Genomic DNA, 21,061 nt, shown 5'->3' with positions numbered 1-21,061 from the left:
GAAAATGATCGGGAGCGGGTGTCCGGCACGCGCTGGCGGAGCATCAACGGCCAAGGCCGGCCCGCTCGAAAATAAAGTCGATCCGGCGAAGATGGTACGATAGATCGAAGGCCAGTTCCACCTCTTCCGGCGACAAATGCTCCATGAGGGCAGCGTCCCCGGCGACAATCTCCCTGAACGGGCGTTTTTCTTCCCATGCCCGCATCGCCGCCGGTTGGACCAGATCGTAGGCCGCCTCCCGGGACATCCCCTTGTCGATCAGCATAAGCATGAGGCGCTGGCTGTGATACAGTCCATAGGTCCCTTCCATATTTGCCCGCATCGCCTCGGGATATACGACCAGCGTGTCCATGATGCCCGCAAACCGGTGCAGCGCATAGTGAAGAATCGTCGTGGCGTCGGGAATGATGACTCTTTCCACGGACGAATGAGAAATGTCGCGTTCATGCCAGAGCGCCACATTTTCACAGGCCGACACCATGTAGCCGCGAAGGAGCCGGGCGCAGCCCGTGATATTCTCCGAGCCCACCGGGTTCCGTTTGTGCGGCATGGCGGACGACCCCTTTTGCCCTTTCCCGAAGGCTTCCTCGACCTCCCGGACCTCGTTTTTTTGAAGCCCCCGCACTTCCACCGCCATCTTTTCGAGCGAAGCGCCGATGAGCGAAAGCACGGACAGATAGTGTGCATGCCGGTCCCGCTGGAGAACCTGCGTCGAAACGGCCGCAGGCCGTAAACCCAGCTTCTCGCACACCATCTGTTCGATCTCGGGCGGAATGTGCGCAAAGGTGCCTACGGCCCCCGACAATTTCCCCACGGCCATATCCTCGGCCGCAGCCGCGAACCGGCGGCGGTTGCGCATCATCTCGGCATGATACAGCGCCATTTTCAAACCCCATGTCGTCGGCTCGGCATGGACGCCGTGCGTGCGGCCCATCATAAGGGTATACCGGTGCTCGCGGGCCTTGTCCGCCAGCACGTCCAGCATCCGGTCGATGGCCGTCAGCAGAAGATCGTTCGCCTTTTTGAGCTGGACCATCAGCGCCGTATCGACCACATCGGAAGACGTAAGGCCGTAATGCACCCATTTTTTCTCCGGCCCCAGCGATTCGCTTACCGCGCGCGTAAAGGCCACCACATCATGCCGCGTCGTCTTCTCGATCTCATGAATGCGCTCCACATCGAATGAGGCCTGTTCGTAGAGCAGGGCAACATCCTCCGAAGGTATGACGCCCAGCTTCGACCACGCGTCACACGCGGCCAACTCGACATCGAGCCAGGACTGGAACCGGCTCTGTTCGCTCCATATTTCCCCCATTTCGGGGCGGGTGTATCGGGGTATCATTGTTCAGAACGGATGCGGAGGATAGTGGTAACAGACCCTAAAGCAGATGGCGCTGGTCACGCAGGTATTTGTTGAGCAACTCGCGCGCCCGGAATATATGCGCCTTCACGGTGCCCAACGGCAAATCGAGTTCCTGCGCAATCTCTTCATAACTTTTTTCCTGTTGGTGGCGCAACACGATCACGCGGTGGTATTTCGGGGGAAGCGCATCGATGGCTTCCTGAATCAGGGTTTTGCGTTCGTCTTCCACGATGTGCCGATCCGGCCGGTACGTAGTGTCCGGCAACTCCACCGACATTTCTCCTTCATCCGTCTTGATGGGCTGGTCAATGGACAGCGTGGGGAGTTTTTTCTTGCGGACGTAGTCGATCGCATGATTCGTCGCAATCTTGTACAGCCAGGTGGAAAAGGCATACTCGGGAGAATACGACGGAAGCGCCGCGAATGCCTTGACGAAACTGTCCTGGACCAGATCGTCGACCTCCATCCGATCCCGGGCGATTTTCCGGATGTGCTGGTGAAGCGCATTCCGGTACTTGTCGAGCAATTCGGAGTAGGCCGTCTCGTCGCCGGCGAGCGCGCGCGCCACGCACCGCTTGTCCTGTTCGGCAGATTCAGAAGGGATCGTTTGGGGCTTCTTTTCAGGCATGACCGAACAGGCCGTTTCACCCGTTCCGGAGAACTTTCCGTGTCTGACGGCATGAAGCGGACGCCGGGCAATGCCGGAAATATCCGCCGCCGCGATGCAACCGAAGATGTACGAAGATAGCCATTACCCGACCTATTTGCGCCGTTTCGCCCCTATACCCTGTGAAAGATGTGAAGAACCCTCCGGAGAATACCATGTTAGCGCCGGAGCGCGTAGATTTAGTTTCATCCCCCTGATTCTCACGATGCTATAGGGTGTACCGTTCGCCATGGCCGGTCATAACAAGTGGTCCAAGATCAAGCGGCATAAGGCCAAAACCGACCAGCGCAGATCGAAAATCTGGGCGCGGATTTCCCGCGACATCACGGTAGCCGCCCGGGAAGCAGGGGGTGATCCCGGTATGAACGCTTCGCTGGCGCTGGCGGTCGAAAAGGCAAAGGCCGAAAACATGCCGAAGGATAATATCGAGCGGGCCATCAAGCGCGGCACCGGGGAAATTCAGGGCGAAGATTACGAAGAGGTTACCTACGAGGGCTATGGACCGCATGGCGTAGCGGTGTTCGTGGAAACGCTGACGGACAACCGAAACCGGACGGTAGCCGACTTGCGCCATCTTTTCAGTAAAGGGGGCGGAAGCCTCGGCAAGTCCGGATCGGTGGCATACCTGTTCGAACGCAAGGGCGTCATAGAAACCTCCTCCTCCGGACAACCGCATGATGAACTGGCCCTGTTCGAAATCGTTGCGGAAGCAGGCGCCGAGGACATGCAACAGGAGGGGGATGCGTATCTGATCGTCACGCCGCCCGACCTGCTGGAAGACGTACGCAGGGCGCTCGAACGCGCCGGCGTGGAAATCGGCGAGGCCCAATTGATCCGGGAACCCTCAACGACCGTGGCCCTTTCCGGAGATGATGCCCGGAAGGTATTGCGCCTCATCGGGCACATCGACGACCACCAGGATGTACAGGCAGTCTTCACCACGCTGGATATGAACGAGGAAACCCTCGCTGCCCTATCCTTCTGACAAATCTTCAAGGGCATACAGTTGGATACTCTGATCAAAACCATCTCGCTCAGCACGTCACGTTCGCAAATACAGACATCATGATTCCATCGTTGAAATTAGCGAAAAACACTGTGGATTCGGGGCATCGCGGACGTGACGTGCCCTTCGGGAGGCTGAGAGGGGTGCGCTGGCCGCGTCATTCCTCATTGTGTGGGGCCTGCCACACTGCTTCGTCATTCCTTGCCAGCGCACCCCTCTCAGCCTCTGAGCTTCGCGGACTTAATCAGAGTATCCAATGATCGTACTTGGCATCGACCCCGGGTCGCAATACACAGGGTACGGCGTCATCACCTGCGATGGCTCCGGGGAGCGCGCACTGGAATATGGCGTGCTGCGCCTTGACCGGTACGACGAGCACCCGCTTCGCCTCAAAAAGATTTACGACGAGATCACGGCGATCGCCGCACGCGTTTGCCCGGACGAATGCGCCATCGAGATGCCCGTATACGGAAGCAACCCCCAATCCATGTTGAAACTCGGGCGCGCCCAGGCGGCGGCCATGATCGCCATGCTGAACCGGGAAATTCCGGTAACCGAGTACACCCCGAAGCAAGTCAAGAAAGCCGTCACCGGGCGGGGCAACGCCTCGAAGGAACAGGTCCGCTATATGGTGCGCGCTATTCTCTCGATCAAGGACGAGAACGACGGCAAGGCCATGGAAGCCGATGCGTCCGACGCCCTCGCCGTCGGGTTATGTCATGCGCACCGCCGCGCGAAAGGCGAAACCCGAGGACCCGCCAGTTGGAAAAGCTTCCTGCGAGCGAATCCGCATATCGTCATTGAATAAGCGGCAGCCCGTTCAATCGTAGAAATAGCCTCGTTCCTCATCCCGGACGCGAACGACCTCGGCAAGTTCGGCCTCGTCGACGCGTGCCCCCATTTGCTGGATGAGGCGGGAAATCTGACGATCCTTTTGCGGCGCCTGATTCCACTCCGGGTGGGCCTGCTCCACAATGCTGACAAGAATGCGCAGATAGGGATACCGTTGCTCCGCGGTATCCAGATCGTTGATGGCCCGTGCAAACAACTCTGCATTGCGGCCGACCTGGCGATCAACCATTTTCGTGTCGAAGTCGGTGGAACTCATGCCGATATGAATTGCATCATGTCTGATAAATCCGGAACGGGCGCGCGGCACAAGGAGTCCGCAAGCAAACTCTTCGCCCGGAATACCCTCCGTCGGGACCGCAATAATAACGAATGCCGGGACCACAACCAAGCCGGGACCGTATTCCGTTTCCCGCGACAGGCGGATTCCGGCGGTCGTGAACTTTTATCAATAGGTGGCGGAGGTCCTGCGCATACCATACCTTTCTGGAAAATGATTTGACAAACGACCCTTGAACAAATCCCTGCCATATCGACTGGACCTGCTCCCGGTGATCCCCTCGTTTCACCGGCGCGCCCGGTACAAGAAGGCCTTTCGGGAAGGTCAACTGGTCTATTATGGTCCACATCCGCCCTATTACGGAATCGGAGAGGTAAAACAGATTGTAGGATCGTACGTAGCTGTGGATTTTCGCGGCACCGGCGAGTTCGGCGTACACGAAGATGTACTCGAACACAATTACCTCATTCCGATTTCCCACCACAGACTGGCGGCGATATAGCACACGTACGGACCGCGGGGCGCCGTTCCCGAACGACAGCGGCCATCGCTTGTGCGCAAACACCACACTGCTTCGTCATTCCTTGCCGGCGCACCCCTTTCGGCCTGTGAGCCCTGCGGACTTAGGGCCTGTCAACACTAATCAGAGTATCCCATGCAAACCCACATTAACCGGATCAGCGACGTAACCTGCGACCTTGAAATCGAGGCCGCAGCGGAAGAACTTGCGTCCGATTTCAAAGCCGCCCTGCAACGGCAACGGACGCGCACGGAAATGAAAGGCTTCCGTCCCGGCAAGGTCCCGGTGGGTCTCGTCAAAAGAATCCATGGAGAAGAAATCGCTTACATGCTTGCCCACGAAAAGGTGCAGGAAGCATTCCGCAAGGAAGTGATTGAAAGCAAGCAGTACGATGTGGTGGGCCGACCCGTGCTCACCACGCTCGACTACGAAATGGATGGGGATTTGCGGGCGGTGATCCGGTTCGGAATCCGGCCCGAAATCACGCTAAAGGACCTCTCCGGCGAAAAAATCCCGCGTCTCAAGCGCGACGTCACAGACGAGGATGTAGCGGAACATCTGGAGCGCATCCGCAGAAGCCGCGCCACGCTGGTCCCTGTTGAGACGGATGAAATCACGGAAGATTTTCAGGTGATCATGGACATGCAGCGTCTCGACGACAAAACCGGCACGCCCGTCATCGGAGAGAAAGAAGAAGGAATAACTTTCTTTGTCGACGACGAGGATCTGCACGAAACCATCCGGGAAGGCGTGCTCGGCAAACGGGCAGGAGAAACATTCCCCGTGGAAATCCCTCCTGACAACGACGTCAAGGGACCCGTACGCCGGTATCAGGCCACGGTCAAGGAAGCAAAACGCCGGGACCTGCCCGATCTCGACGATACGTTTGCCGAGGAGGTTACAGACGGAAAAGTAAGCGATCTGGAGGAATGGAAAAGCGTCATCCGCCGCCAACTGAATGCGCTTTGGGAAGAGCGCACCCAGGAATTGCTTGTCGACCGCATCGTCGATCGCATGATGGCCTTGCACGACATTCCCGTTCCCGAATCCGCGGTGGAAATGTATCTGGACGGTTTTGTCGATGACGTGAAAAAACGTAACAACGGCAAGGAACCGGAGGATTTCGACGAGCAGGCTTTCCGGGAAGAGCGCCGCAGCATGGCGGGACGGCATGCCAAGTGGAAACTGCTTCGCGACGCCTATATCGAACACGAGCAACTGGAGGTAACCGAGGACGATCTCGACGCCTGGTTCGATAAGGCTACCGGGGATAACGATGAACTGGCCCCCGAAACGTTGCGCCGGTACTACGAACGCACAGGCGCCATGGACGAGATCCGGGAGCGCCTGATGAGCCGCAAGGTGTTCGCCCGCCTCACTGACGCCTTCGAGATAGAAGACAAGGATCCGGAAGCCTTCCAGGCGCTGCTCGATGAAAATGCTTCCTCGGATTCCTCCATCGTGATCCCTGCCTGATCAGGAGCATCCGTACCAGGCACGGAGACGGCGGAACTCCCTTCCGGGGATACGGTAGCATCATCCCCTTCGAACATCACGTATTCTTTCCGCCGCACATGGTAGACGATTTTGTCAAATTCTCGCGGGACCTCTCTGTCCCGAGCAGCATCTACAGCGGCCCTTCCCGCGAGGAATCCATCGCCACACTCGTACCGATGGTCGTCGAACAAACGAACCGGGGCGAACGCGCCTACGACATCTTCAGCCGTCTGCTGAAGGAGCGCATCGTCATTCTGGGAACTCCCGTGAACGATCAGATTGCGAACCTCGCGGTGGCGCAACTTCTGTATCTGACGAGCGAGGATTCCGAGCGGGATATCAATATGTACATCAACTCGCCGGGGGGCATCATATACAGCGGCCTGGCGGTATACGACACCATGCAATGGGTCAGCGCCCCGATCGCCACCACCTGCGTGGGGCTCGCCGCCTCGATGGGCTCGATTCTGCTTGCGGCAGGCGCCGCGGGCAAACGCGGCGCGCTGCCCAACTCCCGCATCATGCTGCATCAGCCGCTGGGCGGCACACAGGGGCAGGCATCGGATATCGAAATCCAGGCAAAAGAGATTATTCGCCTCAAGCAGGTATTGTACGAAATCCTTGCCCGGCACACGGACAAGACGATCGAACAAATCGAGAGCGACGCGGACCGCGACTACTGGCTCAGCGCCCAGGAAGCCAAAGACTACGGCATCGTGGACAATGTGCTGAACCACCAGCAAAAAGCAGAGGAGGAACCGGAGATGTAGGTAAGAGAACCTCTGCTAAATCATATGAAGATCATATAAGGATACTCGGATTAAGTCCGCAAAGCTCAGAGGCTGAGAGGGGTGCGCTGGCAAGAAATGACGAAGCAATGTGGCAGGCCCCCACATAATGAGGAATGACGCAGCCAGCGTGCTCTTCGCAGCCTCCCGAAGGGCGCTTCACAATCGTGAAGCGCTGAGCGATGTGGTTTTGATCAGAGTATCCTTAATAGTACCGCGTACGGGATTCGAACCCGTGTTACCAGCGTGAGAGGCTGGCGTCCTGAACCCCTAGACGAACGCGGCGGATCGACGGAAGCAGCCAGCAACAAACCGTATAAACAACATACGATTAAACGACCGCACCCTGACACTTTGCAACGCAAATCTCTCTGAAGAGTTTCAGAAAACGGCATCCAGACCTCTGCATCCCGCATGTCGCATCCGGTGATAACCATACCATCCATGAACACTTCTGTCCAGTCTTTCATCCGATCTTTTTCCGCGCCTGTCCGCGCCGGTACCGCGCTTTGTCTGCTGCTTCTGCTTGCGGCATGCGGATCCGACGAAGAAACATCCGAGCAAACCGACGACGTGCAATATGCCATGGGGGAACCGTTGTCGGATGCCTCGCTTGCGGTCGTCGTAACCTCCGAATTCGGAGCCGACACCCTCTCCACGCAAACTTTCGAGGAGCAGGTCCTGTTTGCTGCGACGCAATTCGGTATCCTGGGCAATGCGGAAGAAACCCGCAGACTCCGAAAAAGTCTGGTGGAAGAATTTGTGCTGTTGGAGCATCTGGTCTTTGGCGAAGCGGATCGCCTCGGCCTTACCGCCACCGATGAATCCGTAGAGGAGCGAATGCGGCAAATCGTGGCGCAATTCCCCGACGAGGAAACGTTCAGACAAGCCCTCGCGGGAGATAACCTGACCGAAGAGGGTCTCCGCGAGCAGATCGGCAACGACATCACGCAGCGGGCCATGCTCGACCATTTTGCGGCGAATGCCGAGGAACCCGAACCGGATGAAATCGTGGCGTTCAGCGAATCGCGGGCCGAGGAAGTGCGCGCTTCGCACATCTTGTTCATTCCCCCTCCGTCGGCAACTGCCGAACAGAAGGACTCCACACTAAACAGGGCCGTAGCGGTGCTCGACAGCATCCGGACGGGCGCAGACTTCGCAGAAATGGCGCAACGGCACTCGCAAGGGCCTTCCGGGCCCGGTGGCGGGGATCTCGGTTTCTTCAGCCGGGGAGACATGGTGGAGCCCTTCGAGCAAGCCACCTACGCCTTGAGAGATTCGGGAGATGTTACGCAAGAACCGATCGAAACGAGCTTCGGGTATCACCTCATCAAATTGACCGGACGGCGGACCGCTACCCTGATGGACTCCTCCGAGGCGCGCCAGATGATTCTCCGGGAACGACAGCGTGATGCGGTTCAGAACGAAATCGACCGGCTCCGCGCAAGTGTAACCGTGCATGTCAACCCGGATGTGGTGGACGTCGATCTGAACGCACCCGAAGAATAGGATACTCTGATCAAAACCGCTTCGATCAGCGCTTCACGTACGAACGTGAAGCGCCCTTCGGGAGGCTGAGAGGGGTGCGCTGGCTACGTCATTCCTCATTATGCGGGGCCTGCCACATTGCTTCGTCATTCCTTGCAGGGCCCCCGGTCGCAGCGGACCATCCCGATGTGCGGGATCCCGACTTCTTCGAACGGATCGCCGACGGATTGGAAACCGAACGATCGGTAGAAGTCCTCAAGATGTAACTGGGCATGGAGAATGTATTCCCCAAGGCCGGTCCGGCGAGCATCCTCTATAACCCAGGATACCAGGGCCTTTCCGTACCCTTTCCCGCGGTAGTCCCGCAGCACGGAAAATCGTTCCAGTCTGGCAGCGGGACGCTGCTTATACGCCAGCATACGCCACCTTGCCGCCGCCATCGGCTCGCCGTCTACCGAGCCAAGCACATGGCGACTGATCTCCTCATACTTGTCCCACTCCAGCTCGTACGGGCAGTGTTGTTCTTCGATAAAAACCTGCGTGCGAATGGCTTTCACGGCTTCCCATTCCTTGCTATGCCTGTACGCGATGCGCACAGTCATTTCACCAGTGGAAAATCCACTCATAGGATCCATTATGTTGACCTGTCGGCGACGCGACGGCCCTATTCGCCTTTATCCCAAGGCCTCCATCCCGAATTGCTCGATGGCCTCCAGCGTCTCGCGCACATCGTCCCAGGTCGTCGTGTGATTCACGATGCAGAGCCTGAGCGAAAACTTCCCGGCGAGCTTCGTCGATGACATGAACGCACGCTCCTCCCAAAACACGCGGGCGAGCACATTCCTGTTGATCTCCTCCAGAGCCTCTTCGTCAAGGTCCGTGTCCTGAGGGTTGAACCGGAAACACACGATCCCCAGCGACGCAGGATTCAACACCTCCATCGTCGCACTCTCCCGAATGTACTCCTCGGCCTGCGCGGCCAACTCCATCCCCTTCGACACCGCCCGACGGAACGCCGCCATCCCGAACGTCTGAACCGACATCCATATCTTCAACGCACGGACCGAACGGCTCAGTTGCAAACCCCGATCCGAAAAGTTCGGATGGTTCGCCCCCCAAATAGTGTCCTGAAGCATATCGTGCGGTATCACGAAAGCGTTCGTGAGCGTCTTTACATCCTTCACCAGCAAACAGCCCGCCTCGTACGGCTGGAAAAACCACTTGTGGGCATCGATCACGATCGAATCGGACCGCTCGATCCCGCGCAGAAGCTCCTTGCCGCGCTCGGTCACCGCGCCAAAGCCGCCGTACGCCGCATCGACGTGCAGCCAGATGTCTTCCGCCTCGCAATAGTCCGCCATCTCCTCAAGCGGATCGATGGCGCCCGTACTGCCTGCCCCGGCATTCGCACACACCGCAATGGGAGTAAACCCCGAAGCGCGGTCCGCAGCCACGGCGCGGGCGAGCGCCTCCACGTCCAGACGGAAGCGATCATCGCAGGCGATCTTTCGGATGCACTCCGCACGAACACCGATGATGCGGGCCGCGCGCACCTGCGCACTGTGACTCTGGTCGCTCATGTACACGGTCGCGCGATCAGGATCTCCAGCCGCCTCCCGCGCCGCCACGAACGCATTGAGACTGGCCGCCGAACCCCCGCTCGTCAAAAGGCCTCCGGCGCTCTCCGGATAGCCCAGCCAGCTACGAATCCAGTCGACGACCACCAGCTCGAGCTCGCTCGGACCGCTTGAAGTCAGCCACGTACACTGGTTCACCTGGTGTCCGGCTACCATGAAGTCCGCCAGTATCCCCGGCCAGGTGGGCGACGAAGGGATAAACCCGAAGAAGCGGGGATGGTCGTTCCGGGCCGCGATAGGCAGAATATCACGGGCAGCCTGCTCGATCACCTCCAATGCAGGCCGACCCTCCTCGGGCGGAGCCTCCGCCAACTGGCCTACGAGCTCCTCCCTGAACTCTCCATCCCAGGCATTCTCTTCAGGAAGGCGCTCCATCCGCTCGACCAAAAGCTCCGCCACGCGGCGCGCAAGATCCAGCATCACCTCGGGCGACATCCTCAGATCGTCGCGCACTTCGCTCGATGCGTCTGCAACCGTTCTTTTGTCACTCACTTGTCCCATCGGATTCTTCCGGTAACCGCAGGATATATCACAGCAGGGGGTGTCCGGCGCCCGCAAGATCAGCCGGCCGCGGACAGACTTCGTCCGCCTGTGCAAAGGCAGGGCGTACACCGGAGAATATGCCTGCGAATACCGGCAAGCACACCAAAAACACGGATAATTCAGCCTTCATGGTTCTGTACAGAGTTTTGTTCGGGAGAACTGCAAAGGCAAAAAAAGATAAACAAATCTGAGGAAAGGACAACCTAAGCTACATCGACAAACTACCTGCGCGTTCGCAAAGCCAGGATTACCCGATCCGGCTTAGAAACAACATGCTGTGGTTGGACAGGGTGTGTCCCTCGAATGGCCTTATTAGTATTCGTCCGAAAGAACCCGGTCAATATCCCTTCCCCGTCCCAACGTCCCCCACGTCGAGAAAGTATCTATCCGGGTAGCCCCTCCGCTCCGGCTCACCGCAAACAAGGACTCGTCCGGAAGTACATCGGACAAGAGCGGTGAATGGGTGGTGACGATGCACTGGGTCTGTTGCAGGGCCTGCTGCGTTTTCAGCAGGTCCGCAATGCATTGGATATGACGCGGGTGGATGCCGTTTTCCGGCTCTTCGAGCCCCACGAGGCCGGGGGCTTCCCGTGCCCCGATCAGGGCCAGCAATCCCAGCATCCGAAGCGTACCGTCCGAAAGCATCCGGGCAGACATGGCCGCACTGCCCTCTATCAGGCACAGTTCGGCCTCGCCGAATTCGTTCACCTGCACATCGATCCCATCGATATCCGGCAGAAGCGCGTGCAAGGCTTTCTCCATATCCTGAAGCCGATCCGGATCCGTGGCCTTGAGCGTATTCAGAAAAGCGGCCAGGTCTTCACCCATCGGGCCGATATGGGACACTTCCCTGAGCGGGGCGGCGGTGCGCATGCGCTCGCGCGGGTCAAAACAGAAAAATCGCCAGCTTTCCAGTTCGCGCCGCGCCGCCGCAACATGCGGATAATACGGCAGATAATGGGGCATGGAAAGGATACTGCGATCCAGATACCGGTCGTAATAGGTGGGATGCGCCTGCCCGTCAAGCCGCAAATGGATCCTTTCGCCTTCTCGTCCGAAAAACGGCTTGCGCTTACCTGTAGGATTGCCCTTCCTGTTCAGGGCGGCCAGGGATTCGTCCGCCACGCGCAGAATGCCGGACCCGGGCAGCATTTCGATTTCGATGCGGTAACGCAGGTCGCGTTCATGCACTTGCGGAAGCCGCTCCTTGCCGTTTTCGGGGGGTGATACGGCGCCGCTCGGACGACGCATGTCCCGTATTTCCTGATTGACCGCGTGCACGACCGCATCCGAAAGCCGCAGATCGGCTTCGAAGGAAAACGTCAGGTGCTCCCGGGCACGCAGCTCCTTGAGCCCCCCTTCCCGCATCGTGAACGATTCGAGGGGTTTCCCCCTGTACGGCGCATCAAAAGCGTCCTTCAGCGTTTTGCTGGTGCCTAGCCTGGACAATAATTGCAACGCATCGAGCACATTGCTTTTTCCGGCGGCATTCGGGCCGAACAGCACGGTTAGCGGCTCGATATACGCCTCGACATCGAGAAGAGATTTGTAGCCTTTGATGTGAACGCGCTTAAGCATGGCATCCCTGTGCTTCCGGTTTCACACCGTCGCATCCTGCATGCGATCCGGCAGATACAGTATAAGACACTCTGATCAAAACCACTGCGCTCAGCACGTCACGTTCGCGCGGACAGGATATCATAATTGCATCGTCATTCCTTGCCAGCGCCCCTCTCTCAGCCTCTGAACTTCGCGGACTTAATCAGACTATCCTTAGCGGGAAACGCTTCGGATTCGGGGCATCGCGGACATGACGCACCCTTCGGGGGCTGCAAGGGATATATCCCCCGTTGCGTGCGTTATAGTATATTGTTCCTGTTCGATCCCCCACATCCATCCTCTGTGCGGTAATCGCCCGTCTGCGGCCGGCGACCCGCCCATCACGGTCATGAAGGGTATCGTCTACCTTGATTACAATGCGTCCACGCCGGTGGACGAACGCGTCCTGCAGGCCATGCTGCCCTGGTTTTGCGGGCAATACGGCAACCCCTCCAGCAAAGGACATCCCATGGGCTGGGCCGCGGAGGAGGCCTGCGAACAAGCCCGGGAGCAGGTGGCCGCCGCCGTTGCGGCGGAACCGGGGGAGATCGTGTTCACCTCCGGGGCTACGGAGGGGGCCAATGCGGCCATCAAGGGGGTAGCGGAGATGTACGCGTCCAGAGGACGCCACCTCGTTACGGTACAGACCGAACACCGGGCAGTGCTCAATACGCACCGGGCGCTTGAACGAAAAGGGTACGAGGTCACCTACCTGCCCGTGGATGCGCACGGGCTACTCGATCTCGATGCATTGGAGAGCGCCCTCCGCGACGACACGATTCTCGTTTCCGTGATGTGGGCGAACAACGAGGCGGGCACGATCCAGCCCGTAGAACGCGTATCGGAAATAGCCCGCTCCCGGGGCGTGCTCTTTATGACGGACGCCACCCAGGCCGTGGGGAAAGTACCTGTCCAGGCCGGAGTGGCGGACCTGCTTGTCTGCTCGGCGCACAAGTTCTATGGCCCGAAGGGAGTCGGCGCCTTGTATGTGCGCCGGCGCGATCCCCGGGTGCGCATCGCACCGCTTCTGGACGGGGGCGGTCACGAAAACGGCCGCCGTTCGGGAACGCTGAATGTGCCGGGCATCGTGGGCATGGGGGAAGCCGCCGAAATCGCCTGCCGGGAAATGGAAGACTTCAGGGAGCGTATGGAGCATCTGCAGAACCGCCTGGAAAGTCGCCTGCTCCAGCTTTCCGGCGCGCGGTTGAATGTGCCGCCACAGGTCCCTCGCCTCCCGCAAACGTCCAGCATCCGATTCGAAGGCATCGGGGGCGCTCATATGATTACGGCATGCCGCAACCTCGCCTTTTCCGCCGGGAGCGCCTGTTCCAGCGGCAGCGGCGAACCGAGCCATGTGCTCCGGGCCATGGGCCTGTCGAGCGAACAAGCCCTGTCCACGCTGCGTCTCAGCCTCGGACGATTCACTACCGAAGACGAAGTGGAACGCACCGCCGATCAGATCGGGCAGTGCGTCCGGAACGCCAAGCAAACGGCATTGGCTTCCGCCTGACCTGGCGGGAAAATAGACCCCGCAGAGCGCCGCTGCATAGTTTTAACAGGCCCTAACCCATCCTTATTCGACATGGAACCGATTCAGGGGGAAATCACCAATCGTGTGGCCCAGAGCGACCTGGTCGTGTTCAATCTGGAAGACCTGTGGGATAACCGGCCTGTCACGGAATTCGATATCGCCCCTTTCCTGTTTCAGGAGATGATCCTGCGTGAGAAGGACTTCCGGACCGCCATGAAAACGCATGACTGGGCGCAGTACACAGACCATCACGTGGCGGTCTTCTGCTCAGTGGATGCGATCATTCCCACCTGGGCATGGATGCTCGCGGCATCAAAACTGGAATCCGTCGCCCGGTCCGTAGCTCTGGGACGGGCGCATGACCTGATCCGGGATCATTTCGCGCGGGCGCTCGAATCCACAGACTGGTCCTCCTACGAAGGAAAGCCCGTGGTCGTCAAGGGATGCGGCAGCGGCGTCGTGCCGCCCGCCGCCTACCTGCTGGCCACGACAAAATTGCAGCAGGTGGCCGCCAAATTGATGTACGGCGAGCCCTGTTCGTCCGTCCCGCTGTGGAGAAAACCGCGAGAGATATCCCGGCCGGCCGCCGCCAAAAAAGCAAGCGCCGCACCCCCGCTTCCGGGCAATATCAGGCGCGCCCCGTAGCCGAACCGCCCCCGCGTTCAACCGACACGGGAAAGCCCCATCCCCCGGTCCCCATACACGGCGTAAAGGTGTTCCCGCACCGCCGCGTGCCCGGATTCCGTCAGGTCCGGATCGCGGGTAACCAGTTCAAAAGCCATGTCGCGAGCCTGCGTGAGGAGCTCGACATCGCCCGGCAACTCGGCAATTTTCAACTCCGGCAAGCCGCTCTGCCTGGTGCCGAAAAAATCGCCGGCGCCGCGAATCTTCAGATCGGCTTCGCTGATCCGGAAGCCATCGTTCGTATCCACCATCACCTGCAAGCGCTCGCGGGCTTCGTGCGTACACTTGTAATCCGCCATGAGAATGCAGTAACTCTGCTCCCCGCCCCGGCCGACCCGGCCTCGTAGCTGGTGCAACTGGCTCAGCCCGAACCGTTCGGCATGTTCGACGATCATGATGGTGGCGTTCGACACGTCCACCCCCACCTCGATCACCGTCGTAGCAACCAGCACCTTGAAATCGGCCCGGTGAAAGAGGGTCATGGTATCCTCTTTCTCGCCCCGGGACATCCGTCCGTGAATCAATCCCACCTTGTGCGGAGCAAATATCTTCTTCAGCTCCGCATGCCCGGATTCGGCGTCCTTGAGGTCCATTTTTTCGGACTCTTCCACCAACGGATATACGATGTAGCATTGCCGTCCCTTTTCGATCTCGTCCCGCACGAAGGCATACACCTGCTCCCGGCTTTTGTCGTAGCGAAGCGCCGTGCGCACGGGGCGTCTTCCCGCCGGCATTTCCTTCATGATCGATACATCCAGATCGCCGTAGAGCGTCATCGCGAGCGAGCGCGGAATCGGCGTAGCGGTCATGAGCAGCATGTGCGGGCGCGTCCCCATTTCAAACATGCGGGCGCGCTGCATCACCCCGAACCGGTGTTGTTCGTCGACAATCGCCAGACCCAGCCGCCGGAACGCCACATCTTCCTGGATGAGCGCATGGGTACCGACCGCAATGCTCGCCCGCCCTTCCGCAATATCCGCCAGAATCTGTTCGCGTTCCGCCTTGGGCAAGCCCCCGACAAGGAGCCGTATCCGCACGTCCAGCGGGTCGAGATACTTGCGCAAATTGGCGTAATGCTGCTCCGCCAGAATTTCCGTAGGCGCCATGAACGCGCTCTGGTAGCCGCTATCCAGCGCATGAAGCATCGCCGCAACGGCGACCACGGTCTTGCCGCTCCCCACATCGCCTTGCAGAAGGCGGCGCATCTGCTTGCCGCTCCGCATGTCCCGGGCAATGTCCTTCAACGCGGACCGCTGCGCTCCGGTCAATTCGAAGGGCAGTCCCTCCTGAAGAAACTGCCTCATATGCGCTCCCGGCGCATCGAACCGGGGGCCCGCGTGCACGATCCGGCGACGGCGCAACTGCGCCAGCATGATCTGAATGAAAAAGAGTTCCTCGAACTTCAGCCGGCGCTGCGCCGCTTCGAGTTCGTCCCTGTCTTCCGGAAAATGGATTGCGCGCAGCGCAGCGGGGCCGCCCATCAACTGCGCGGCCTCACAAATATCGGAGGGCAGCGATTCCGGAAGCTCCGCCCCGTACTGCGTAAGGAAATCATGGATGATCCGCCGGAAGGTACGACTGGTCAGTCCTACCTTGGTCAGCGCCGCGCCGCCGGGATACAACGCAATGATGCGTCCGGTATCGAGCGCCTGACTTTCCGCGTCCAGTTTGTCGAAGTCCGGGTGCGCCATCGAAAACATGTCCCCATAGCGCTGGGGCTTCCCATGAAACGCAACCCGGTCGCCTTTGGAGAAACGCCCCTGTATCCACTTGACGCCCTTGAACCAGACGCATTTCATGACCTGACCGCCCTCGTCCCGTACGACCAGTTCGAACCGCTGCCCGGTTCGTCCCCTCGCCGTGCCTGCAAGAATAACCTCGCCCACCACCGTAATCGAAGGCATGTCGCCGCGCAACGCCCGAATCGGAACGATGGAAGACCGATCAAGGTAGCGCCGCGGATAGTAGTGCAGCAGGTCGCGGACCGTCCGCACCCCTGCATCCGCAAGCACATCCACGCGGCGACCCGTGATCCCCTGCACGTGCTGTACCCCCTGCTCCAGAAGGCTTATCGACATGGCGACGGGAATTGGTTCAGGAGATTCCTTGCTCCTTACAATATAACCAGCGGCATTCCACCCTTATACAACGCAGTCTGCTATTCCGCATCCAGAAGACGCTCGTCAGCCTGGAACCGTCCCGGACGGCGGAATTGCACATCCACCGCGTCGTCGGCTTCCAGTATTCCGAAAAGCCGGGCTTGCATTTCGAGGATCCGTTCCTGGTGATCCGGGCTGTTTATGAGGTTATGCTGCTCGAACGGGTCGAGTTCGAGATCATACAATTCATTCAGGTCCCAAACCCCGTGGTAAAACATGTATTTGTACCGGTCGCCCCGGAGCGCATACACCGTGGGAGTATGGGGAAAGGGAAATTCCCAGAAGTATTCGTACACGAATTCGGTCCGCCAGTCAGGAATGGATCCGCCGGAAAGGAGCGGCAGAAACGAACGTCCATCCATCCTCGCGGGCGTCTCCACGCCGGCCAGCGTCAGGAAAGTCGGAGCGACATCTATGTTCAGGATCATCTGGTCGAGCACGCCGCCCGGCGCAATATGTCCCGGCGCATACGCGAGCATCGGTACGCGCATGGACTCCTCATAGGCATTCCGCTTGTCGATCAGTCCATGCTCGCCGAACAGGAACCCGTTATCCCCCATGTACACGACCAGCGTCTCGTCCGCAAGGCCATGCTCTTCGAGGTAATCCAGGACGCGCCCGATACTGTCGTCAATGCTCAGCAAGGTTTCCGCATAGCGCCGGTAGAACTGGTCGTACACAAGATCGCCGTGGTACATGTGATCGACGCCGTGCCAGCTATAACGCTGCTCCTTGACCCACCGGGGTTTGGAGAGATAATTCTGCTCCGTGTTCGCCATGGTGACGGGATACTCCAGCGGCGTGTCCGCATACCGGCCCGCGTGCCGCTCCGGAGGAATGAACTCGGCATGCACGGCCTTGTGCGAGAGATACAGAAAGAACGGACGATCCGCATCCCGGCTGTCCAGCCACCGCAGCGCGTAATCCGTAAGCAGGTCCGATGTGTGACCGAGATGCGGGCTGCGCGACCCGTTGACGTTCAGTTCGGGATTCATGTAGACGCCCTGCCCCCGGAAACTCACCCAGTAATCGAAGCCGGGGCGGGGCGCATCGGTGGAAGAACCCATGTGCCATTTCCCTACGAAAGCGGTCTCGTAGCCCGATTCCTGGAGCAATTCCGGGAAAAACGTAGTGCCCTCCGGCACCAGCCGCTGGTTGTCCACCACGCCATGGTTATGCGCATACTGCCCGGTAAGAATGGAGGCGCGGCTGGGCGAACACAACGCCGTGGTCACGAACGCATTGCGCAGATGCAGCCCTTCCCGGGCCATGCGGTCCATGTTCGGGGTTTCGAGAAAATCGGGGGCCCGCTCATGGAACCCCATGAAGTCGTACCGGTGGTCGTCGCTCAGGATAAACACGACGTTCCGGGGAGCGTCGCCGGACTGGGCCCGGACAGACAACGCGCCGGCAAACGCAAGAACGAAAACAAGGAACGTATGGACGAAAAAACGCATGGTTTTACAGAAGGTCGAGGAATCCGAAGGAATGGTTACAGGGATACTCTGATTAAGTCCGCGAAGTTCAGAGGCTGAGAGAGGTGCGCCTGGCAAGGAATGACGAAGCGGTGTAGTGTGGCGGCCCCGCATAATGAGGAATGACACGGCTCGCGAACCGGTACAGAATACGACATCGGGATACAACATAACGTCTTTTGATCCGTTCGATGGAGCGGGTCCGCGATAGCGGTCGGCCTGACATGAAACCCCGGCGAATGGTATACTCCACAGTATACTTCGATATACCGTATAGTATACTATAAGTATACCGCGCATTCCGAAAGCGCCTGTGTCCTCCGAAAATCCTCGTTCGTTTTTCATGCGGCGGTTCGTTTCCGCGCGCCTTATCCGGCGGATGTTCGTTCGGTCCTCCGGCCAATTTCGGTCCTCTGGCCGATTCAGCGGATACGGCGCGATCCGGCGGCTGTTTTCCGATAGCGAACCCGCGGCGGCAGGCGGATTTACTATACCAGGGCCTGTCAACACTATGCAGCGGAGCTCTGCGGGCCTTAACCGGATTGGCCTGATTGGCTTGACCTGCCTGGTCGCTTTTATCGGAGCCGGGTGCGGCCCGGACCGCGCATCCCCTGCCGCTTCCACCCCGGGGTATGTGGGCCGCGAAGTCTGTGCCGGATGTCATGTGGAAGCCGCGCTCGCATGGGAAGGATCGGATCATGACCGGGCCATGGAAGAAGCCATCCCGGAAACCGTGCTCGGGGATTTCAACGACACCGTGTTTCGTCACTGCGGCGTCGAAACGCGCTTTTTCCGGGAAGAAGACGGCTTCTTCATCCATACGCAGGGAGCCGACGGAACCATGCAAAGCTGGCCCGTCGCCTATACCTTCGGCTACGAACCGCTCCAGCAATATCTCATCCCGCTGGAAAACGGGCGCCTGCAGGCGTTCACGGTGGCCTGGGATACGCAGGGCGAACGGTGGTTCTCCCTCGCAGAAGACGAATGCATCGATCCTCCGGACTGGCTCCACTGGACCGGCGACGGGATGAACTGGAATTACATGTGCGCGGATTGCCACTCCACCAACCTGCAGCGCAATTTCAACCTGACTGCCGGCGCCTACGAGACCTCCTTTTCGGAAATCGACGTGAGCTGCGAGACATGCCACGGGCCCGGCGAAACCCATGTGGAAAACGTGCAATCCGGGACGTACGCCCCTGCCTCCTCCGGCCTCACGGCCACTCTTTCGGCGCCGCACCAGCAAGTGGAAGCCTGCGCGCCGTGTCATTCCCGGCGCCGGATCATCTACCCGGATCATATCGCCGGCAATGCCTTCCTGGACCACTACGAGCCCGAGTTGATCGAAGAGGAACTGTACTTCGCCGACGGACAGATACGCGACGAGGTGTACGTATACGGCTCTTTCCTGCAAAGCCGCATGTATGCGGAAGGCGTGATGTGCGCCGATTGCCACGATCCGCATACGACCCGGCTGAAATTCGAGGGGAATGCGCTCTGCGGACAATGCCACGAAGTGACCGTCTACGACACGTTCGAGCACCTCCGGCATCCGCAGGAATCGGCAGGGGGGCAGTGCGTCGATTGCCATATGCCTGAGCGGACCTATATGGTGGTGGACCCCCGCCGGGATCACAGTTTCAAGATTCCCCGGCCCGATCTCTCCGTCCAGACCGGCGCCCCTAATGTGTGCCAGGGGTGCCATGCGGACCGTTCCGCGGAGTGGGCTGCCGAACAAATCGAGGACTGGCATGGACCGGAACGCCCGTTCTCTTTCGCCGCGGCCCTTGCCGGCGGACGAGAGGGAAATCCCGAGGCCGAGCCGGAACTGATCCGTCTGATGGAGGACCCTGGCGCCCCGGATATCGTGCGCGCCACCGCGCTGACCCTGCTGGATCGCTATCCCACCGTCCGTGCTTCGCAGATCGCCATCGAGGCGCTCGGCGACAAAGCGCCGCTCGTGCGGGCCGCCGCCGTGCGCCGCCTCGGAGACCAAAATCGCGCCGAAACCGACCGCTCGGCCATCCCGGAACTGGAGCCCCTGCTGACCGATTCCGTGGGGCTGGTGCGGATGGAAGCGGCCCGCGTGCTCACGCAGATTGCGCCGGAGCGATACGTCCGGGACCATGAGAGCGAAACGGCAGCCGCCTGGCGAAATGCCCTGGAGGAATACCGCGACGGACAGCGCGCCCTGAACGATCAGGCCGCCTCGCACCTGAATCTGGCTATTCTCCACGAGCACCTGGGCCGGTCCGACTCGGCCGCGGCAGCCTACCGGACCGCCGTCCGCATCGACTCCACCTTCGTCCCGGCGCACCTGAATCTGGCCATGCTGCTTAACCGCATGCGGGGAGCGGGGGGCGCCGAAGCGGGAATGCTGGCAGCCGAAGCCGAAACCTCCCTGCGCGCAGCGGTGCGCATGCAGCCGGATGCAGCCGAAGTGCATTACACGCTGGGCCTGTTCCTCGCCGAAACGCCGGACGGGCTCGAAGAGGCTGCAACCCATCTCAGGCAGGCCGCGGCGCTGGACGCTTCGAACGCCCGCATGCAGTACAACGCCGGGCTGGCGCACCAGCAACTGGGCAACGCCGAACAAGCCGAGCGGCTTCTGTCCAATGCGCTTCGCCTTGCTCCGGATCACGCAGACTACCTGAATGCACTGAGCATTTTCCACGCCCAACAGGAAGCATGGGACGCCGCGCTCGAATACACGGACCGCCTGCTCGTACAATACCCGGACAACCCCGATCTGCTGCAACGGCGCGCATGGATTGTGGGGCAGGGGCGGTAGGTTTTATAAGGGGATGGCTACCTTCAACCTGTTCGTTAGTTCGTACTCCTCCATGCTCCGCAAACTGATTTTTATTGCCATGCTCGCGGGTGTGTCCAGCGCCCGGGTCGTACATGCCCAACAGCCCATACACATCGTACGCGGACAGGTCCTTGACGCACAGACAGGAGAGTCCCTGCCGTCG

At 59.7% G+C, this 21,061-nt stretch carries 17 protein-coding genes, 1 tRNA gene and 1 pseudogene; 9 read left to right on the top strand and 10 right to left on the bottom strand.

Annotated elements, in window-relative coordinates; genetic code table 11:
- Positions 1–43: 43 nt before the first annotated feature.
- Both purB and F4Y00_06505 read right to left on the bottom strand, forming a co-directional pair.
- Positions 44–1,342, bottom strand: a complete 1,299-nt coding sequence (purB, locus tag F4Y00_06510) for an adenylosuccinate lyase (protein MYE04603.1) — start codon at positions 1,340–1,342, stop codon at positions 44–46.
- Between the two features lie 37 nt (positions 1,343–1,379).
- Positions 1,380–1,991, bottom strand: coding sequence for a sigma-70 family RNA polymerase sigma factor (locus tag F4Y00_06505; protein MYE04602.1), 612 nt, complete (start codon positions 1,989–1,991; stop codon positions 1,380–1,382).
- A 268-nt stretch (positions 1,992–2,259) separates the two neighbouring features.
- Between F4Y00_06505 and F4Y00_06500 the strand changes: the two genes are divergently transcribed.
- Positions 2,260–3,015: a YebC/PmpR family DNA-binding transcriptional regulator gene (locus F4Y00_06500; GenBank protein ID MYE04601.1), complete on the top strand. Its 756-nt coding sequence runs from the start codon at positions 2,260–2,262 to the stop codon at positions 3,013–3,015.
- A 277-nt stretch (positions 3,016–3,292) separates the two neighbouring features.
- Entirely contained in the window at positions 3,293–3,844 is a 552-nt protein-coding gene (ruvC, locus tag F4Y00_06495) for a crossover junction endodeoxyribonuclease RuvC (protein MYE04600.1), read from the top strand.
- Between the two features lie 12 nt (positions 3,845–3,856).
- Here the strand turns inward: ruvC and F4Y00_06490 are convergent, their stop codons facing one another.
- Positions 3,857–4,144, bottom strand: coding sequence for a DUF4290 domain-containing protein (locus F4Y00_06490; protein ID MYE04599.1), 288 nt, complete (start codon positions 4,142–4,144; stop codon positions 3,857–3,859).
- 253 nt (positions 4,145–4,397) lie between these two features.
- On the opposite strand from F4Y00_06490, the gene F4Y00_06485 reads away from it, so the two are divergent.
- From F4Y00_06485 to F4Y00_06475, 3 genes are all read left to right on the top strand, one after another.
- Complete coding sequence (locus tag F4Y00_06485) at positions 4,398–4,667, top strand: hypothetical protein (GenBank protein ID MYE04598.1); 270 nt, start codon at positions 4,398–4,400, stop codon at positions 4,665–4,667.
- A gap of 153 nt (positions 4,668–4,820) precedes the next feature.
- A complete protein-coding gene (tig, locus tag F4Y00_06480; GenBank protein ID MYE04597.1) occupies positions 4,821–6,161 on the top strand; it encodes a trigger factor in 1,341 nt (446 codons plus the stop codon).
- Between the two features lie 98 nt (positions 6,162–6,259).
- Positions 6,260–6,952, top strand: a complete 693-nt coding sequence (locus F4Y00_06475; protein ID MYE04596.1) for an ATP-dependent Clp protease proteolytic subunit — start codon at positions 6,260–6,262, stop codon at positions 6,950–6,952.
- A 230-nt stretch (positions 6,953–7,182) separates the two neighbouring features.
- Here the strand turns inward: F4Y00_06475 and F4Y00_06470 are convergent.
- Positions 7,183–7,255: transfer RNA gene (locus F4Y00_06470), tRNA-Glu, on the bottom strand.
- 129 nt (positions 7,256–7,384) lie between these two features.
- Between F4Y00_06470 and F4Y00_06465 the strand changes: the two genes are divergently transcribed.
- Complete coding sequence (locus F4Y00_06465; GenBank protein MYE04595.1) at positions 7,385–8,479, top strand: peptidylprolyl isomerase; 1,095 nt, start codon at positions 7,385–7,387, stop codon at positions 8,477–8,479.
- A gap of 25 nt (positions 8,480–8,504) precedes the next feature.
- Here the strand turns inward: F4Y00_06465 and F4Y00_06460 are convergent.
- The 4 genes and pseudogenes from F4Y00_06460 to F4Y00_06445 form a co-directional block, all read right to left on the bottom strand.
- A pseudogene (locus tag F4Y00_06460) lies at positions 8,505–8,558 on the bottom strand (hypothetical protein).
- A 46-nt stretch (positions 8,559–8,604) separates the two neighbouring features.
- Positions 8,605–9,060: a GNAT family N-acetyltransferase gene (locus tag F4Y00_06455; protein ID MYE04594.1), complete on the bottom strand. Its 456-nt coding sequence runs from the start codon at positions 9,058–9,060 to the stop codon at positions 8,605–8,607.
- Between the two features lie 72 nt (positions 9,061–9,132).
- Positions 9,133–10,596, bottom strand: coding sequence for an aminotransferase class V-fold PLP-dependent enzyme (locus F4Y00_06450; GenBank protein MYE04593.1), 1,464 nt, complete (start codon positions 10,594–10,596; stop codon positions 9,133–9,135).
- A gap of 354 nt (positions 10,597–10,950) precedes the next feature.
- Entirely contained in the window at positions 10,951–12,216 is a 1,266-nt protein-coding gene (locus tag F4Y00_06445; protein ID MYE04592.1) for an AAA family ATPase, read from the bottom strand.
- Between the two features lie 370 nt (positions 12,217–12,586).
- On the opposite strand from F4Y00_06445, the gene F4Y00_06440 reads away from it, so the two are divergent.
- Both F4Y00_06440 and F4Y00_06435 read left to right on the top strand, forming a co-directional pair.
- Positions 12,587–13,747, top strand: coding sequence for a cysteine desulfurase (locus F4Y00_06440; GenBank protein MYE04591.1), 1,161 nt, complete (start codon positions 12,587–12,589; stop codon positions 13,745–13,747).
- A gap of 72 nt (positions 13,748–13,819) precedes the next feature.
- Positions 13,820–14,413, top strand: coding sequence for a DUF2480 family protein (locus tag F4Y00_06435; protein MYE04590.1), 594 nt, complete (start codon positions 13,820–13,822; stop codon positions 14,411–14,413).
- 17 nt (positions 14,414–14,430) lie between these two features.
- Here the strand turns inward: F4Y00_06435 and recG are convergent, their stop codons facing one another.
- Together recG and F4Y00_06425 are read right to left on the bottom strand one after the other, a co-directional pair.
- Complete coding sequence (gene recG, locus F4Y00_06430; protein ID MYE04589.1) at positions 14,431–16,530, bottom strand: ATP-dependent DNA helicase RecG; 2,100 nt, start codon at positions 16,528–16,530, stop codon at positions 14,431–14,433.
- 80 nt (positions 16,531–16,610) lie between these two features.
- The gene (locus tag F4Y00_06425; GenBank protein ID MYE04588.1) at positions 16,611–18,068 is read right to left on the bottom strand and encodes a sulfatase; all 1,458 of its coding nucleotides are present in this window, start codon (positions 18,066–18,068) and stop codon (positions 16,611–16,613) included.
- Between the two features lie 361 nt (positions 18,069–18,429).
- On the opposite strand from F4Y00_06425, the gene F4Y00_06420 reads away from it, so the two are divergent.
- Positions 18,430–20,877, top strand: coding sequence for a tetratricopeptide repeat protein (locus F4Y00_06420; GenBank protein MYE04587.1), 2,448 nt, complete (start codon positions 18,430–18,432; stop codon positions 20,875–20,877).
- Positions 20,878–21,061 lie beyond the last annotated feature (184 nt).

This window comes from Bacteroidetes bacterium SB0662_bin_6 (assembly GCA_009839485.1).
Taxonomy (GTDB): Bacteria; Bacteroidota; Rhodothermia; order Rhodothermales; family VXPQ01; genus VXPQ01.
The sequence above is the reverse complement of the archived record's forward strand: the minus strand, read 5'-3'. Positions and strand labels throughout refer to the sequence as shown.